Here is a 15,227-nt window from a genome sequence, read left to right as displayed (position 1 = left end):
CCATGGACCTCACCATCCACTCCACGTTCATCGCCCACGACGACCCCGAGGCCTCGTTGGCGTTCTACCGCGACCTGCTCGGCTTCGAGGTCCGCCTCGACGTCGGCCAGGGCACGATGCGCTGGATCACGGTCGGCCCGCCCGGCCAGCCCGACACCAGCATCGTGCTCAACCCGCCGTCCGCGAACCCCGGTCTGACGGACGACGAGCGCCGCACCATCGCCGAGATGATGGCCAAGGGCACCTTCGGCGTCCTGCTGCTGGCGACCAAGGACCTCGACGCGACCTTCGAGCGCCTGCAGTCCGGGGACGCCGAGATCGTGCAGGAGCCCACCGAGCAGCCCTACGGCGTGCGCGACTGCGCGTTGCGCGACCCCGCGGGGAACATGGTCCGGATCCAGGAGCTGCGCTGAGCCCCCAGAAGAAGACCCCGAAGAGCGCGCCCGACAGCCACGAGCAGATCCGGGTCGTCGGGGCGCGCGTCAACAACCTCAAGGACGTCAGCGTCTCGATCCCGAAGCGCCGGCTGACCGCGTTCACCGGCGTCTCGGGCTCGGGCAAGAGCTCGCTCGTTTTCGGCACCGTGGCCGCCGAGTCGCAGCGGCTGATCAACGAGACGTACAGCGCGTTCGTGCAGGGCTTCATGCCCACGCTCGCGCGCCCGGACGTCGACGTCCTCGAGGGCCTGACGACGGCCATCATCGTCGACCAGGAGCGCATGGGCAGCGACCCGCGCTCGACCGTCGGCACCGCCACCGACGCCAACGCGATGCTGCGGATCCTGTTCTCCCGCTTGGGAACTCCGCACATCGGCTCGCCGCAGGCCTTCTCGTTCAACGTCGCCTCGATCAGCGGTGCCGGCGCCGTCACGGTCGAGAAGGGCGGGCGCACGACCAAGGAGCGGCGCAGCTTCAGCGTGCTCGGCGGGATGTGCCCGCGCTGCGAGGGGCGCGGCTCGGTGAACGACGTCGACCTGTCGGTGCTGCTCGACGAGGAGAAGTCGCTCGACGACGGCGCGATCACGGTGCCGGGCATCAGCATGGAGGGCTGGTACGGCCGCATCTACCGCGGCAGCGGCTACTTCGACCCGGCCAAGCCGGTGAAGAAGTACACCAAGCGCGAGCGCGAGGACCTGCTCTACCGCGAAGCCACCAAGATCAAGGTCGACGGCATCAACCTGACGTACCAGGGCCTCCTGCCGCAGATCAAGAAGTCGTTCCTGTCCAAGGACGTCGACGCGCTGCAGCCCCACATCCGCGCGTTCGTCGAGCGCGCCGTCACGTTCAGCACGTGCCCGGACTGCCACGGCACCCGACTCACCGAGCAGGCGCGCTCGTCGACGATCGGCGGCGTCAACATCGCCGAGGTCTGCGCGATGCAGATCAGCGACCTCGCCGGCTGGGTGCGCGGGCTCGACGAGCCGTCGGTCGCGCCGCTGCTGGAGTCGCTGGGCGACACCCTCGACTCGTTCGTCGAGATCGGTCTCGGCTACCTGTCCCTGGACCGGCCCGCCGGGACGCTCTCGGGCGGCGAGGCGCAGCGCACCAAGATGATCCGGCACCTCGGGTCGTCGCTCACCGACGTCACCTACGTCTTCGACGAGCCCACGATCGGCCTGCACCCGCACGACATCGAGCGGATGAACCAGCTGCTCCTCCAGCTGCGCGACAAGGGGAACACCGTGCTCGTGGTCGAGCACAAGCCCGAGACGATCGCCATCGCCGACCACGTCGTCGACCTCGGGCCGCTGGCGGGCAGCGGCGGGGGAGAGGTGGTCTACGAGGGCACCGTCGAGGGGTTGCGGGGGAGCGGCACGACCACCGGCCGGCACCTGGACGACCGGGCTGCGCTCAAGCCCGAGGTGCGCACGCCCACCGGCACCCTGGCGATCCGCGGCGCCAGCACGCACAACCTGAAGGACGTCGACGTCGACGTCCCGCTCGGGGTCCTCGTGGTCGTCACCGGCGTCGCCGGGTCGGGCAAGAGCTCGCTGGTGCACGGATCGCTGGCCGGGCGCGACGGCGTGGTCACCGTCGACCAGTCGGCGATCCGCGGCTCGCGCCGCAGCAACCCCGCCACCTACACCGGGCTGCTCGAGCCGATCCGCAAGGCGTTCGCCAAGGCCAACGGCGTCAAGCCGGCGCTGTTCAGCGCGAACTCCGAGGGCGCCTGCCCGAACTGCAACGGCGCGGGCGTGGTCTACACCGACCTCGGGATGATGGCGGGCGTCGCAGCACCCTGCGAGGTCTGCGAGGGCAAGCGGTTCATGGCCGAGGTGCTCGAGTACCGGTTGGGGGACAAGGACATCAGCGAGGTCCTCGCGATGTCGGTCACCGAGGCCGAGGCCTTCTTCGCCGAGGGCGAGGCGAAGGTGCCCGCGGCGCACGCGGTGCTCGAGCGGCTCACCGCCGTCGGGCTCGGGTACCTCACCATCGGCCAGCCGCTGACGACCTTGTCCGGCGGCGAGCGGCAGCGGATCAAGCTCGCGACGCAGATGGCGGGCAAGGGGGAGATCTACGTCCTGGACGAGCCGACCACCGGCCTGCACCTGGCCGACGTCGAGCAGCTGCTCGGCCTGCTCGACCGGCTCGTCGAGTCCGGGACGTCGGTCGTCGTCATCGAGCACCACCAGGCCGTCATGGCGCACGCGGACTGGGTGGTCGACCTCGGCCCGGGTGCCGGGCACGACGGCGGGCAGGTGGTCTTCGAGGGCACGCCGGCCGAGCTGGTCGCGCAGCGCTCGACGCTGACCGGGCAGCACCTGGCCGCCTACGTCGGGGCGACGTGAGCGGTCGGGTGGTGCTCGTCCGCCACGCCGAGGCCGACGGCGCGGACGAGAGCACCGACCCGGGGCTGAGCCCGCGGGGCGAGCAGCAGGTCCAGGCCCTGGCGGCCGCGCTGACCGGCCACGACGTCCGGCGCGTGCAGCACGGGCCGAAGCGGCGCACCACCCGCACCGGTGAGCTGCTGGCCCGGTCGCTCGGCGTGCCGGCCGAGACCTGCGACTTGCTCGACGACCGCACCGCGGTGCCGTCGTCCGCACGCCGGGGCGAGTACCCGCCCGCCCGCCTCGGCTGGCTGGACGCCGTGCCCGCCGACGAGCGCGACGTCGACGGCGGCCAGCTCGAGCAGGCCTGGCAGGACGTCGTCGTCCCGGCGTCGCGCCAGGACGGCACCGTCGTGCTGGTGACGCACGCGTTCGTCGGCGCGTGGCTGGTCGCGCGCGCTCTCGACGCGCCGCAGGCGTCGTGGCTGCGGCTGCCGGTCGACAACGCCACGCTCACGGTGCTCGGGCAGGACCGGGACGGGGGCTGGGTCGTGGAGTGCGTGAACCGCCCGACGTAACGCCGATAATCTACATTATGTCATTCTAGAATTCCAGAGGGCCGAGAGCGGCTCGGCGAGGGCTCTCCCCTGGTCACGACCGGCCTGCGCCACCGGTGCCCGCACCGAGACGTCCATCGCGTCCTCGCCGAACGCCTGCCGAGCGGCGGCGTCCGGGAACACCGTCTCGACCCGGCTGCCGGCCTGCCGCAGTGCCTCGACCTGGGACGCCAGGTGATGACCCCACGTCTCGGGCGTGCGCGCCCGTCCGCCGAACGGCGACAGCACCAGCACCCGGTCGTGCCCGGTCGCCAGGTCCGCGTTGTCGGCGTTCGTGCGGTAGCCGCCGTCCAGCAGCGACCGGCCGCCCGCCGGGAACGGGTAGGCGCTCGCGGTGCTGGCCGCGACGGCGTCGGCCAGGTCGACCCCGCTGTCGCGGTCGAGCACGACCGGCTCCCCCGTCCGGGCGTCGATCGCGGTGATCCACAGCCGAGGGCCCGGCCAGGCCTGCTGCGGCAGACGCGCGGCGCAGACGGCGCGCCAGCGCTCGGGCCACCCGGGCGGCACCTCCAGCGCCAGCGCGGCCTGCCCCAGCCGTCGTCGCAGGTCGGCCTGGTCGGAGGCCTGCGCGATGACCGCCGCCGTGCGGGCCTGGTGGTCCGTCCCCCGGCCGGCGCCGGCCCGACCACCGCGGGGACCACCCCCTCCGGCTGGTACCGGCACCAGCACCTCGGCCAGCAGCGCGGCGGGGTCGGCGCTGGTCAGCTGCGCGGCGGCGGTCGCGCCGGCCGACGTCCCGACCACGAGGTCGGCGTCGGTCACGTCGAGGCCGCCCTCGAGCAGGCCGGCGACGACGCCGATCAGCCAGGCGTTGCCGGCCGAGCCTCCGCCGCCGAGGACGAGAGCGCGAGAAGGGTTGTGCTGCAAGGGATCTGACATGTCGGGCTCCAAGCTGACGCGCCGAGCGCGCCTCCGGGGCTCCGCGTCAGCAGGACGACGAGCCGGAGGGAGCGCCCGGTGTGGACGGTGCGGGCACGGGGCTCACCTCCTCAGGTCGTCGACGTACCGGGGGCAGCCTAGCGCGGCCGTGTCGCGTTGAGCCGGGCTGCCTGGCGCACCAGGTGGTCGCGCTCGGCGACGTGAGTCGCCACGCGGGCGGCGTCGGCGTACAGCTGGGCCGCGCTCGACAGGTCGCCAGACCGCTCGCGCAGGTGCGCCTCGACCGCGGCCCGGCGCGGCACCGCCGGGTCGACCAGGGCCAGCGCCGCCAGGCCGGCCTGCGGGCCGTCGGCCTCCCCCACCGCGACGGCCCGGTTCAGGCGCACGACCGGGTTGTCGTTCAGCCGCACCAGCTCGTCGTACCACTCGACGACCTGCACCCAGTCGGTCTCGGCCGCGGTGGGCGCGTCGGCGTGCAGCGCGGCGATCGCGGCCTGGGCCTGGTACTCGCCGAGCTGGTCGCGCGCGAGGGCGGACTGCAGCACCTCGACGCCGCGCTGCACCGCCGCGGTGTCCCAGAGCGAGCGGTCCTGCTCGGCCAGCGGCACCAACGCCCCGCCCGCCGTCGTCCGCGCCGCCCGTCGCGCGTGCGTCAGCAGCATCAGGGCGAGCAGGCCGGCTGCCTCCGGGTCGTCGGTTCCCCGCGTGACCTGCTCGGCCAGCCGGATCGCCTCCTCGGCCAGGTCGACCGCGCCGGTGTAGCCCTCGTTGAACACCAGGTACAGCACCCGCAGCACGGTCGACAGGTCCCCCGGCTGGTCCAGCCGCACGCCGGCCACGGTGCGCTTGGCCCGGCTGATCCGCTGCGCCATCGTGGCCTCGGGCACCAGGTAGGCCTGGGCGATCTGCCGCGTCGTCAGCCCGCCCACCGCGCGCAGCGTGAGCGCCACGGCCGACGCGGGCGTCAGCAACGCGTGCGCGCACAAGAAGCAGAGCCACAAGGTGTCGTCGCCCGTGCTGCCGGCCGGCCCGGGCTCCGGCTCGGCCGCCACCCGGGTCTCGCGGGCCTGGCGCGCGGCGTCCGACCGCACGTGGTCGAGGAACCGGCGCCAGGCGACGGTCACCAGCCACGCCTTCGGGTCGTCCGGCGGGTCGTCCGGCCACGTGCCGAGCGCCTTCATGAGCGCCTCCTGGACGGCGTCCTCGGCCGTCGCGAAGTCGGCTCCGCGACGGACGAGGACGCCGGTGACCTCGGGGATGAGCGCTCGCAGGAGCCGCTCGTCCACGCTCGTCACTCCGCGGCGGGGGCCGGCAGGTCGTCCAGGAAGGGCCGCAGCTCGAGCCACTCGTGGATCGGCTCGCCACCGGGACCGGGCGCCGCCGAGAGCTCGCCCGCGAGCTCGACCGCCCGCTCGTAGGACTCCACGTCGACGACCATCCAGCCGGCGATGAGGTCCTTGGTCTCGGCGAACGGCCCGTCGGTGACCGGCGGGCGCCCCTCGCCGTCCGACCGGACGAACGTGCCCTCCTGCGACAGGGCCTGCCCGTCGACGTACTCCCCCGTGCCCTCCAGCCGGGTCGCGAAGTCGCGCATGTACTGCAGGTGCGCCTCGACGTCGTCCGGTGACCAGCGGTCCATCGGCGGCAGGTCGGTGACCGGGGTGGGTCCACCGCGGTAGTGCTTCAGCAGCAGGTACTTCGCCATCTCTGCTCTCTCCTTCGTCCGGCCCGGCCCTCGTGGCCGCGCTCGTCCCAGGGACGGTGCTGGCCACCCGTTCTCGACATGGTGCCGCGAAGAAGTTCCCACGCCCGCGACCGAGCCGCCGTCGGGCGGTCCCGGCGACGCATACCTACGGTCGGGTGCATGGCGCTGCGCAAGGGGACCCGGGTCAGCTGGAACACCCCGCAAGGACGGACGCAGGGGACGGTGGTCGAACGCCGCACGAGCGACTTCACGTTCGACAGCCAGCACTTCACCGCGTCGGACGACGAGCCCGCCTTCGTCGTCGAGTCCGAGAAGACCGGCGCCCGCGCGGCCCACCAAGGCAGTGCGCTGCGCGAGCTGAGCAGCTAGTCCGCCGCCCGTCGAGCACGCCACTCGTCCGCGAGCAGGGCGTAGACGAAGAGGTCTCCCCACTCGCCCTTGAACCGCTCCAGCTGGTGGAAGTGGGCCTCCCGGCGCATGCCCAAGCGCGCGAGCAGCGCGGCCGACGCGGTGTTGCGGGGATCGCACTGGCCCACCATTCGGTGCAGTCCCAGCCACTCGAAAGCCAGCTGCAGCAAGGCTTCTGCTGCCTCGGTGCCGTACCCGTGCCCCTGCTGCTCGCGAGCGAGGATGAAGCCCAGCTCCCCCTGCTGGTGCTCGACCGAGTGCAGCATCATCGTCAGCTCGCCCACGAACGCGCCGTCGTCCAACCGCTCGACGGCGATGCGCAGCACCTGCCCGTCGGCGTCCATCGGCGGCGAGGCCAGACGCTCGGCCAGGCCCGCCGCGACCTGCTCGCGGGTCCGCGGCTCGTAGGGGACGTACCGCACCAGGTCGGGGTCGGACTGGATCCGCAGCTGGTCCTCGAGATCGCGCGGCTCGAACAGCCGCAGCCGCAGGCGCTCGGTGGTCACCGGGAGCACCTCGTGCAGGCGGGGCGCCTGCTGGTCGGCGCTCACGCCGCTCCCCCGACCTCGTCCAGCGAGAACCACGCGACGGACGACGAGACGAGGCTGCCGAGCCAGACCCGGCCGCCCTGCTCGCGCACGCCGGTCGACATGCGGAAGCCCGAGACCTTGCCCTGGACGTCGTGCACGAGCCGGCCGTCCTCGCCGAACGCCATGACCCAGGCCATGTCGTCCGGGCCGGGCTGCAGCGCCTGCGGCACCCGCCACAGCGCCCGGCGCCAGCGAGGGTCTGCGGCGTGCAGCCGGTCGAGCAGCGGGTTGCGCCGGCCGGCCATCGCGACCCAGACCAGACCGTCGGTGCCGCTCGAGATGTTGTCGGGGAAGCCCGGCAGGTCGACGAAGCGGGTGCGCCGCCCCGGCGTCGGCCCGGTGAGGTCGACCCGCTCGAGGGTGTAGCCGCTGGTCTGGGCCACCGCCACCCACGAGCCGTCGGCTGCGAGCGCGACGCCGTTGGCGAACTCGAGACCCTCGGCCACGACGTCCAGGGCGCCGTCCGGCGTGCGCCGCAGCAGCCGGCCGTCCTCGCGGTGCTCGAGCACCGCGCCGCGCCAGGTGGCCACGCCGAAGGTGCGGGAGGAGTCGGTGAAGTAGACCGTGCCGTCGTCCGCCACGGCCGCGTTGTTGCAGAACGCGAAGGGCTCGCCGGCGAACGAGCTCGCGAGCACCTCGACCGCGCCGGTGCTGGCGTCGAGCGCCAGCAGGCCGCGGGCGCCGTCGCACACCAGCACCCGGCCGTCGGGCAGCCACTCCAGACCCAGCGGCCGTCCTCCCGTGCGCCCGACCTCGCTCACCTCGCCGGCCGGGGTGACCCGCACGACGCGCCCGTCGACCAGCCCGGTCAGCACGTCGCCGTCCGGCGTGCACAGCACGTCCTCGGGCCCGGCCGCGGGCAGCGGCAGCACGCGGACGGCGGGCAGGGGCGTCCGGCTGGTGGCGGCACGGGCGCGCTCGTCGCGCGGCGGGGGCGACCACACGACCGGGCGGACGGCGGGCTTCGGCGGGCGCATCACGCGGGCAGCCTGCCACAGGGCGTCCGGGCGCCCGGGCGTGCGGTGCGGCAGGATCGGACGGGTGGACCACTCCCCTGGCGCGTCCTGATGGGCCGGCTGCTGCTCGTGCGGCACGGCGAGACCGAGTGGGCCCGTGACGGCCGGCACACGGGCCTGACCGACGTGCCGCTGACCGCGGCCGGCGAGGCCCAGGCCCGCGCCCTGGCGCCCGCCTTCGTCGACGCCCTCCCGAGGCACGTGGTCACCAGCCCGCTGGGTCGGGCCCGGCGGACAGCCGAGCTGGCCGGGCTCTCGACGCCGGCCTCCCCCGCCGCCGTCGACCCCGACCTGGTCGAGTGGGACTACGGCGGCTACGAGGGGCTGACCACACCGCAGATCCGCGAGCGCACCGGGCACCCGTGGACGGTGTTCGCCGACGGCGTCGTGCCCGGCTCGACGCCGGGCGAGACGCTCGAGCAGGTCGCCGCGCGCACGCGGCGGGTGCTGGAACGCGTGCGACCGTTGTTGACGGAGAGTGACGTGGTGCTGGTGGGGCACGGGCACTGCCTGCGCGTGCTGGCCAGCTGCTGGCTCGGCGAGCAACCCGAGCTCGGCGCCCACCTGCTGCTCGACCCGGGCACGGTCTGCGTCCTCGACGAGCAGCACGACGTCCCGGCGATCCGCAGCTGGAACGCGCCGCCGCCGACAGGGTGAAGCCTCGGGGGGCGGGGTGAAATCGTTGGGGACGAACGCCTACAGTGTTCGCAACCCGTCCGCCCCCGAGCCGCCGTGGAGCCGACCTGTGAGCGTGCTGGACCGTCTCACCGCCTCGCCAGGCGTCTACTGGGGCGAGGGCCACGGGCCGGGTGGCGGCCGCTTCGTGGCGCGGGTGGCCCTGCAGCGCCAGGAGGACGCCTCCCTCACGCTCGACTACGAAGCGTGGTCGGCGCAGGGCGGGCTGCAGCACGCGGAGTCGGCCCGGCTGGCGCGCACCGACGCCGGCGTGACGTTGGCGGCAACGTCCAACGGCGGCGACGACACCATGGTCTTCCGCGAGGGCGACCCGGGCGTCTTCGGCAGCGTCGGCCCGCAGCGGGTCGGCCTGGTCATCACCACCGACGAGCACCGGCTGACCTTCTCCTGGTGGTGGACCGGGCGCGACGGCGAGCTGCGCGAGCAGTCCCGCGCCGTCGTCGCCCCGATGCGCCAGATCGTCCCCGCTCCCCCGGTGCCGGGCGCCGAGCCGGTGGACGAGCCCGCGCCGGACGTCGAGGAGGCCCAGACCGAGGACGTCGCGGAGGTCGTCGAGGCCGACCCCGCCGAGCCGGCCGTCGACCCGGTCGCCGAGGACGAGCCGCTGGCCACCGACGTCGACGACTCCGACGGCGACGACGGCGACGACGACGAGGTCCCGGCGGACGCGCCCGAGCTCGAGCCGCCCGCCGCGACCGAGGGGGCGCCAGCCACCGGGGACGCCGTGCCCGTGCCGTGGCCCGGCATCCTGGTGCTGCACGGCCCGAGCACCGGGATCGTGGCGCAGCGGCTCGCCGCCCGCCTGACCCGCGCCGCCGTCGTCCGCACCGACCTGTTCGACCGCGCGGTGCGCGGCACCGCGGGCAAGCCGGATCCCCAGCTGCGCCAGCGCATCGCGCTGTCGGTGGTGCAGGGCTATGCAGCCACCGGCCACCCGGTGATCCTGCACGGGCAGAGCACGCGCAGCGAGCACGAGGCCCTGGTGGCGGCCATCTCGGGCAGCGGCCTGTCGCCGGTCACCCTCGTCGACGTCGAGGACGGCGAGGACTACGGCGAGGTCGCGCGCCGCCTGATCGACCAGGACTAGCTCAGCGCGGTCGGCCCCGTCCGGGCGGCGCGATCACCTTGAGGTCGCGGCGGCGCGGCACCTCGACCACGGCGGGGACGCCCGCCACCTCGGCCGCCGGCGTCGGCTCGGGGTCCGGCACCCGTCGCGCGTCCTCGCCGGCGTCGCCGAACAACGCGTGCGCGCTGGCCGAGCCGGGGCTGAACCGCGGGCCGTAGCGGACGCCGTCCAGCCCGGCCGCGTCGAACGCGCGCGCCCAGCGGCTCGGCACGTCGTACGGGGTCATCGACTCGAGCTCGCGCGTCACGCCGTGCTCGGCCGCCGCGGCCACCCGCAGGTTGGCCCACCGCAGCTCGCGCGGGTCGCCGGGCACGCCGACCGCCAGCCGCGAGACCACGACGCCGTCCAGCGTGGACGACGGCACCGCGGCGCGTGACGACAGCACCGGCCCGAGCCGCTCGCGCACCGCGGCTGCGGCGGACGACGCGAGGTAGCACGTGCCGCGCGGCGCGCTCAGGTCGAACCGCCCGCCACCGCTGCTGAACCACCACGGGCCGCGCCGGGCCAGGTGGGCGCGGTGCAGCACGGTCGACGCCGGGGTGCGGTGCTCGGGGAAGCCGGTCAGGTCGTCCGGCGGGCCGTGCTGGGCCGGGACGTCGCGAGCCGGCGTCACGCCGCCCACGCCGCGACGTCGGCCTCGGCCTGCCGGACGACGCGGGCCACCGCCGCCGCCGACGCGCGGTGCACGACGAGGTGGTCGACCGCGCTGTCGCCGTCGAACACCGGGCTCGACGTGGTGAGCCAGACGGCCGCCGTCCACCCGTCGACCGCGTGCCGCGCGAACACCGCGACGGCGTCCAGGATGCCGGGGCGCACCGCGCCGTCGCGCGCGAACTGGAACGCCGGGTAGACCAGGTGGCCGTCGGCGGTGCGGCAGGCGAGCAGGGTGCCGCGCCGGACGCGGTCGGCCAGCGCCTGGCGGCTGACGCCCCACCACCCGGACAGCCCGGCGGTGTCGTAGAAGGGGCCGAGCTCGACGTCCAACGGGTGGGCGGCGCGCGGCAGCGTCGCGGCCATGCGCTCGGCCAGCTCGGCCGGGTCGCCGAGGTCGCTCGGGTCTCCCCCGCGCCGTTCGACCTCGACCAGCCGGGCCACGACGGCCTCGTCGACGGCCTCGACCAGCCGGCGCCGGAACGCCTCGCGCGCGTCGCGCCCCGTGGTGCCGCCGTGGTCGGTGCCCGCCTGCCGTACCCGTGCCATCGCGCTGCCCTCCGGTCGCCGAAGCCCCCGACCGTGCGTCAAGGGCGTCAAGGGCGACCCGTCCTGCACGAGTGTAGCCCCACCGGCCGACACCCCGTCAGGACGACGGCGCCGTGCGCTCTCCCGGCACCAGCCAGGTGTGCACGGGCTCGTTGCCGTGCATGCCGTCGGCGTACAGCCGCAGCATCTCGCGGACGGCCGCGAGGCGGTCCAGGCCCCGCTCCTCGAGCGCTCGCACGGTGGCCACCTGCCACTCCGCGCCGTTGCGCCCCGTCTTGCACCGGGCCTCGATGACGCCGAGGTAGCGGTCACGCACCTGCGGCGAGACCTCCCAGCGCGACAGCCCCTCGTGGGCCAGCGGCAGCAGGTGGCGCAGCACGAGCTCCTCGGCCGGCATCTCGCCGAAGCCGGGCCAGTAGACGGTGGCGTCCATGCCCCGGCGGGCGCACTCGGTGAAGTTGGCCTCGGCCGTCGCGAAGCTCATCTTGGTCCAGACCGGGCGGTCCTCCTCGGCCAGCATCCGCATGGCGCCGTAGTAGAACGCCGAGTTGGCCAGGACGTCGACGACGGTCGGCCCGGCCGGCAGCACGCGGTTCTCGACCCGCAGGTGCGGGCGCCCGTCGACGATGTCGTACACGGGCCGGTTCCAGCGGTAGACCGTGCCGTTGTGCAGGCGCAGCTCCTGCATGCGGGGCGCCTGGCCGCTGTCGAGGACGGCCACCGGGTCCTCGTCGGTGACCTCCGGCAGCAGGGCCGGGAAGTAGCGCACGTTCTCCTCGAACAGGTCGAAGATCGAGGTGATCCAGCGCTCGCCGAAGAAGACCCGCGGGCGCACGCCCTGGTTCTTCAGCTCGACCGCCCGGGTGTCGGTGGCCTGGAGGAACAGCTCGGTGCGGGTCTCGGCCCACAGGTTCTTGCCGAACAGGTACGGCGAGTTGGCGCCCACGGCGAGCTGGGGACCGAGCAGGGACTGGGCAGCGTTCCAGTGCGCGGCGAAGTCCTGCGGGCTCACCTGCAGGTGCAGCTGCACCGAGGTGCACGCGGACTCCGGCGCGATCGTGTCGGCGTAGGCCGTGACGCGCTCGGGCGTCGAGGGCGAGGCGATGTCGATCAGCAGGTCCTCGCCCCGCGCCGAGAACACCGACTCGTTCAGCGCGGCGTAGCGGGCGTTGGCGCTCATCCACTCGGTGTGGAAGTCCTCGGGCATCAGCGTGGGCAGGATGCCGATCATCACGATGTGCGCGCCGGCCCGCCGGGCCTTCTCCTCGGCGGCGTTCAGGCTGGCCCGCAGGAGGTCCTCGAGCTCGAGCGCCGAGTCGCCCGGCAACGGCCGCGGGCTGACGTTGAGCTCGATGTTGAACTGGCCGAGCTCGGTCTGGTAGTCGGGGTCGGCGATGGACTCCAGCACCGCGGCGTTCTTCATCGCGGGCGCGAAGTCGGCGTCGACCAGGTTGAGCTCGATCTCGAGCCCGGTCAGCGGTCGCTCGAACTCGAAGCTGTGCTCGGACAGCATGCGCTCGAAGACGTCCAGGCACTGGCGCACCTTCTCGCGGTAGCGCTGCCGCTGCTCGCGCGTGTAGCCGACACCGGCGACCTCGTCACCCATGACGGCACCCAACCATGATCACCGGGCGGCGGCTACCCGCGACGAGGCTTCAGGGTCCACAGGACGTCCATGGCGCCGGTCTCGGCGTCGTCCGTGCGCAGCGCCACCGCCACCGCGAACTCCGGACGACGGCCCTCGGCCAGCTCGGCGCGGACCTCGGCCACCGGCCGGCTCATCGTCGCGACGGCGCGCACCTCGCCCTGCGCGAGCTTGAGGTAGCGGATCTCGGCGCTGACGGCCAGCGGCGTCGCTCGGTCGAGCAGGTCCGCGAACCCGGCCAGCACCACCGCGCCGCTGGCGCTCTCCCCCAGCGTGAACATCGCGCCGGCGTGCGGGCCGCCGACGTGGTTGCGCTGCGCGTCGACGTCCGGCAGGCGCGCCTCCGCGACGAGCACGCCGTCGTCCTCCCGGACGTCGGTGACCTCGATCCCGAGGGTGCGGACGAACGGCACGGACGCCGGCAGCCCGGCGGCGACGGCCTGCGGGTCCAGGCCACTGGTGAGGGTCATGCCGGCCAAGTTACTGACCGGTAACCGCGTTGTCCACCGGCGCCCGCGTGGCTCCCGCCGGTTGTCCGACCCCCGACCTACAGTCGCGGTGTGCGCCTGCTCCACACCTCCGACTGGCACCTCGGCCGCAGCTTCCACGGCGTCGGGATGCTCGAGCACCAGGCGGTCGTCCTCGACCACCTGGTCGAGGTCGTGCGCTCCGAGCAGGTCGACGCCGTCGTCGTCGCGGGCGACGTCTACGACCGGGCGCTGCCGTCGGTCGACACCGTCCGGCTGCTCGACGACGTCCTGGCCCGGCTGGTCGACACCGGGGCCCAGGTGCTGCTCACCAGCGGCAACCACGACTCCGCCGACCGGCTCGGCTTCGGCGGGCGCGTGCTCGAGCGCGGGGGCGTGCACCTGCGCACCCGGGTGGCCGACCTCGACCGGCCGGTGCTGCTCGACGACGCCGGCGGCCCGGTTGCGCTCTACGGCCTGCCCTTCCTCGAGCCCACCCTGGTCGCCGACGCGCTCGGCTCGGGGCGCTCGCACGCCGCGGTGCTCGGCGCCGCGGTGGCCCGGGTGCGGGCCGACCTCGCGGGCCGACCCGGCACCCGGTCGGTCCTCGCCGCGCACGCGTTCGTGGTGGGCGGCGAGCCCAGCGACTCCGAGCGCGACATCAGCGTCGGCGGCGTCGGCTCGGTGCCGGCCAGCACCTTCGACGACGTCGGGTACGTCGCCCTCGGCCACCTGCACGGCCGCCAGCAGGTCGGCGAGCAGGTGCGCTACAGCGGCTCGCCGCTGGCCTACTCCTTCAGCGAGGTGCACCAGCGCAAGGGGTCCTGGCTGGTCGACCTCGCCGCCGACGGCACCTCGCGGGTCGAGGCGGTCGAGGCCCCGGTGCCGCGCCCGCTCGCCGTCCTGCGCGGCACGCTCGAGGAGCTGCTGGCCGACTCCCGGCACGCCGCGCACGAGCAGTCCTGGTGCCAGGTGACGCTCACCGACGCGACCCGCCCGCGCGCGGCCATGGAGCGGGTGCGCGAGCGGTTCCCGCACACGCTCGCCCTGCTGCTCGACCCGCAAGGCGCTCCGGCCGACCAGCGCACCTACGGCCAGCGCGTGCGCGGCCACGAGCCGCTGGACGTCTGCTGCGGGTTCCTCGAGCACGTGCGCGGAGGTGACGTCGTCGGCCCGGGTGACCGCGCGCTGCTGCGCGACGCGCTCGAGGGCGCCCGCGTCGCGGCCGACGCCGACCCGCTCGCCGGGCTCGCACCGGCCAGCCGCCGCGGGCGGGGCGCGGCATGAGGCTGCACCGCCTGCGCGTCGAGGCCTTCGGGCCGTTCGCCGCCCCGGCCGAGGTCGACTTCGACGCGCTCACCGACTCCGGGCTCTTCCTGCTGCACGGTGCCACCGGTGCCGGCAAGACCAGCCTGCTCGACGCCGTCTGCTTCGCGCTGTACGGCCAGGTGCCCGGCGCCCGCGCGACGGGTCGGGCCCGGCTGCGCAGCGACCACGCGGCCACCGGCGTCGCGCCGCGCGTCGTGCTCGAGCTCACCGTGGCCGGGCGCCGGCTCGAGGTCACGCGGTCGCCGGAGTGGTCGCGGCCCAAGAAGCGCGGTGAGGGCACCACCCGCGAGCCCGCGCGCACCGACGTCCGCGAGCTCGTCGACGGCACCTGGCAGGTGCTGGTCGGCCGCCGCAGCGACGAGGCCGGGCTGCTGCTGCGCGACCTGCTCGGCATGGGGCTCGAGCAGTTCACCAAGGTCGTGCTGCTGCCGCAGGGCGAGTTCGCGGCGTTCCTGCGGGCCGGCGCCGAGCAGCGGGCCGAGCTGCTCGGGCGGCTCTTCGCGATCGAGCGCTACACCGGCGCCGAGACGTGGTTGCGCGACGAGCGCCAGCGGTTGGCCCGCGAGGTCGCCGAGGCCGACACCGCCCGCGACGCGCTGGTGGCGCGCGCGCACGAGGTCAGCCAGCTCATCGCGGGCGCCCCGCTCGCCGCCGAGGACGAGATGGCGCTCGCCGACCCGCCAGGGCCCGAGGTCGTCGAGGCGCTCGCGGCCACGGCGGTGACGGCCCGCGACCTGGCTGCGGCCTCGGCGGCAGCCCGCGGCGCCGAGGACGTCGCGGCG

17 protein-coding genes are annotated in these 15,227 nt (G+C 74.7%); 8 read left to right on the top strand and 9 right to left on the bottom strand.

Annotated features, from left to right (window positions below; translation table 11 throughout):
- Nucleotides 1–2: 2 nt before the first annotated feature.
- The 3 genes from ACYVJ4_RS03570 to ACYVJ4_RS03560 are packed head-to-tail and all read left to right on the top strand — an operon-like array spanning nucleotide 3 to nucleotide 3,345.
- Nucleotides 3–413 carry a VOC family protein gene (locus ACYVJ4_RS03570; RefSeq protein ID WP_460458734.1) on the top strand — a complete coding sequence of 137 codons (411 nt, stop codon included), beginning with the start codon at nucleotides 3–5 and terminating at the stop codon, nucleotides 411–413.
- Complete coding sequence (locus tag ACYVJ4_RS03565; RefSeq protein WP_460458807.1) at nucleotides 410–2,788, top strand: ATP-binding cassette domain-containing protein; 2,379 nt, start codon at nucleotides 410–412, stop codon at nucleotides 2,786–2,788. The genes ACYVJ4_RS03570 and ACYVJ4_RS03565 overlap by 4 nt, the downstream gene beginning before the upstream one ends.
- Entirely contained in the window at nucleotides 2,785–3,345 is a 561-nt protein-coding gene (locus ACYVJ4_RS03560) for a histidine phosphatase family protein (protein WP_460458733.1), read from the top strand. Before ACYVJ4_RS03565 ends, ACYVJ4_RS03560 begins: the two co-directional genes overlap by 4 nt.
- 15 nt (nucleotides 3,346–3,360) lie before the next feature.
- Here the strand turns inward: ACYVJ4_RS03560 and ACYVJ4_RS03555 are convergent, their stop codons facing one another.
- The 3 genes from ACYVJ4_RS03555 to ACYVJ4_RS03545 form a co-directional block, all read right to left on the bottom strand.
- Nucleotides 3,361–4,263, bottom strand: a complete 903-nt coding sequence (locus ACYVJ4_RS03555) for a patatin-like phospholipase family protein (protein ID WP_460458732.1) — start codon at nucleotides 4,261–4,263, stop codon at nucleotides 3,361–3,363.
- A gap of 137 nt (nucleotides 4,264–4,400) precedes the next feature.
- Entirely contained in the window at nucleotides 4,401–5,549 is a 1,149-nt protein-coding gene (locus ACYVJ4_RS03550; RefSeq protein ID WP_460458731.1) for an RNA polymerase sigma factor, read from the bottom strand.
- A gap of 5 nt (nucleotides 5,550–5,554) precedes the next feature.
- A complete protein-coding gene (locus ACYVJ4_RS03545; protein ID WP_460458730.1) occupies nucleotides 5,555–5,968 on the bottom strand; it encodes a YciI family protein in 414 nt (137 codons plus the stop codon).
- 159 nt (nucleotides 5,969–6,127) lie between these two features.
- Between ACYVJ4_RS03545 and ACYVJ4_RS03540 the strand changes: the two genes are divergently transcribed.
- A complete protein-coding gene (locus tag ACYVJ4_RS03540) occupies nucleotides 6,128–6,337 on the top strand; it encodes a hypervirulence associated TUDOR domain-containing protein (RefSeq protein WP_460458729.1) in 210 nt (69 codons plus the stop codon).
- Here the strand turns inward: ACYVJ4_RS03540 and ACYVJ4_RS03535 are convergent.
- Together ACYVJ4_RS03535 and ACYVJ4_RS03530 are read right to left on the bottom strand one after the other, a co-directional pair.
- Nucleotides 6,334–6,927, bottom strand: a complete 594-nt coding sequence (locus ACYVJ4_RS03535) for a GNAT family N-acetyltransferase (RefSeq protein ID WP_460458728.1) — start codon at nucleotides 6,925–6,927, stop codon at nucleotides 6,334–6,336. The two genes, ACYVJ4_RS03540 and ACYVJ4_RS03535, sit on opposite strands and share 4 nt — an antisense overlap.
- On the bottom strand, nucleotides 6,924–7,943 hold the full coding sequence (locus ACYVJ4_RS03530) for an SMP-30/gluconolactonase/LRE family protein (RefSeq protein ID WP_460458806.1): 1,020 nt from the start codon (nucleotides 7,941–7,943) through the stop codon (nucleotides 6,924–6,926). Before ACYVJ4_RS03530 ends, ACYVJ4_RS03535 begins: the two co-directional genes overlap by 4 nt.
- Nucleotides 7,944–8,033: 90 nt before the next feature.
- Here ACYVJ4_RS03530 and ACYVJ4_RS03525 point away from each other — a divergent pair, with 90 nt between their 5' ends.
- On the top strand, nucleotides 8,034–8,639 hold the full coding sequence (locus tag ACYVJ4_RS03525) for a histidine phosphatase family protein (RefSeq protein ID WP_460458727.1): 606 nt from the start codon (nucleotides 8,034–8,036) through the stop codon (nucleotides 8,637–8,639).
- A gap of 88 nt (nucleotides 8,640–8,727) precedes the next feature.
- Nucleotides 8,728–9,765: a hypothetical protein gene (locus ACYVJ4_RS03520; RefSeq protein WP_460458726.1), complete on the top strand. Its 1,038-nt coding sequence runs from the start codon at nucleotides 8,728–8,730 to the stop codon at nucleotides 9,763–9,765.
- A gap of 1 nt (nucleotide 9,766) precedes the next feature.
- On the opposite strand, the gene ACYVJ4_RS03515 is transcribed toward ACYVJ4_RS03520, so the two are convergent.
- From ACYVJ4_RS03515 to ACYVJ4_RS03500, 4 genes are all read right to left on the bottom strand, one after another.
- Nucleotides 9,767–10,417 carry an RES domain-containing protein gene (locus ACYVJ4_RS03515; RefSeq protein ID WP_460458725.1) on the bottom strand — a complete coding sequence of 217 codons (651 nt, stop codon included), beginning with the start codon at nucleotides 10,415–10,417 and terminating at the stop codon, nucleotides 9,767–9,769.
- A complete protein-coding gene (locus ACYVJ4_RS03510; protein ID WP_460458724.1) occupies nucleotides 10,414–11,004 on the bottom strand; it encodes a hypothetical protein in 591 nt (196 codons plus the stop codon). The genes ACYVJ4_RS03515 and ACYVJ4_RS03510 overlap by 4 nt, the downstream gene beginning before the upstream one ends.
- 97 nt (nucleotides 11,005–11,101) lie before the next feature.
- Complete coding sequence (locus ACYVJ4_RS03505; protein WP_460458723.1) at nucleotides 11,102–12,610, bottom strand: glutamate-cysteine ligase family protein; 1,509 nt, start codon at nucleotides 12,608–12,610, stop codon at nucleotides 11,102–11,104.
- A 32-nt stretch (nucleotides 12,611–12,642) separates the two neighbouring features.
- Nucleotides 12,643–13,119 carry a DUF4442 domain-containing protein gene (locus tag ACYVJ4_RS03500; RefSeq protein ID WP_460458722.1) on the bottom strand — a complete coding sequence of 159 codons (477 nt, stop codon included), beginning with the start codon at nucleotides 13,117–13,119 and terminating at the stop codon, nucleotides 12,643–12,645.
- Between the two features lie 90 nt (nucleotides 13,120–13,209).
- Here ACYVJ4_RS03500 and ACYVJ4_RS03495 point away from each other — a divergent pair, with 90 nt between their 5' ends.
- Both ACYVJ4_RS03495 and ACYVJ4_RS03490 read left to right on the top strand, forming a co-directional pair.
- Entirely contained in the window at nucleotides 13,210–14,403 is a 1,194-nt protein-coding gene (locus ACYVJ4_RS03495; RefSeq protein WP_460458721.1) for an exonuclease SbcCD subunit D, read from the top strand.
- Nucleotides 14,400–15,227, top strand: an 828-nt coding sequence (locus ACYVJ4_RS03490; protein ID WP_460458720.1) for an AAA family ATPase, incomplete at its 3' end; no start/stop codon positions are given. The genes ACYVJ4_RS03495 and ACYVJ4_RS03490, both read left to right, overlap by 4 nt.

Source organism: Angustibacter peucedani (genome assembly GCF_054779595.1).
The sequence above is the reverse complement of the archived record's forward strand: the minus strand, read 5'-3'. Positions and strand labels throughout refer to the sequence as shown.

What these genes read in the sequence shown, in the direction of transcription:
- ACYVJ4_RS03570 (WP_460458734.1), top strand. Translation starts at nt 3, where the DNA reads ATGGACCTCACCATCCACTCCACGTTCATCGCCCACGACGACCCCGAG.
- ACYVJ4_RS03555 (WP_460458732.1), bottom strand. Translation starts at nt 4,263, where the DNA reads ATGTCAGATCCCTTGCAGCACAACCCTTCTCGCGCTCTCGTCCTCGGC.
- ACYVJ4_RS03545 (WP_460458730.1), bottom strand. Translation starts at nt 5,968, where the DNA reads ATGGCGAAGTACCTGCTGCTGAAGCACTACCGCGGTGGACCCACCCCG.
- ACYVJ4_RS03540 (WP_460458729.1), top strand. Translation starts at nt 6,128, where the DNA reads ATGGCGCTGCGCAAGGGGACCCGGGTCAGCTGGAACACCCCGCAAGGA.
- ACYVJ4_RS03530 (WP_460458806.1), bottom strand. Translation starts at nt 7,943, where the DNA reads ATGCGCCCGCCGAAGCCCGCCGTCCGCCCGGTCGTGTGGTCGCCCCCG.
- ACYVJ4_RS03525 (WP_460458727.1), top strand. Translation starts at nt 8,034, where the DNA reads ATGGGCCGGCTGCTGCTCGTGCGGCACGGCGAGACCGAGTGGGCCCGT.
- ACYVJ4_RS03510 (WP_460458724.1), bottom strand. Translation starts at nt 11,004, where the DNA reads ATGGCACGGGTACGGCAGGCGGGCACCGACCACGGCGGCACCACGGGG.
- ACYVJ4_RS03505 (WP_460458723.1), bottom strand. Translation starts at nt 12,610, where the DNA reads ATGGGTGACGAGGTCGCCGGTGTCGGCTACACGCGCGAGCAGCGGCAG.
- ACYVJ4_RS03500 (WP_460458722.1), bottom strand. Translation starts at nt 13,119, where the DNA reads ATGACCCTCACCAGTGGCCTGGACCCGCAGGCCGTCGCCGCCGGGCTG.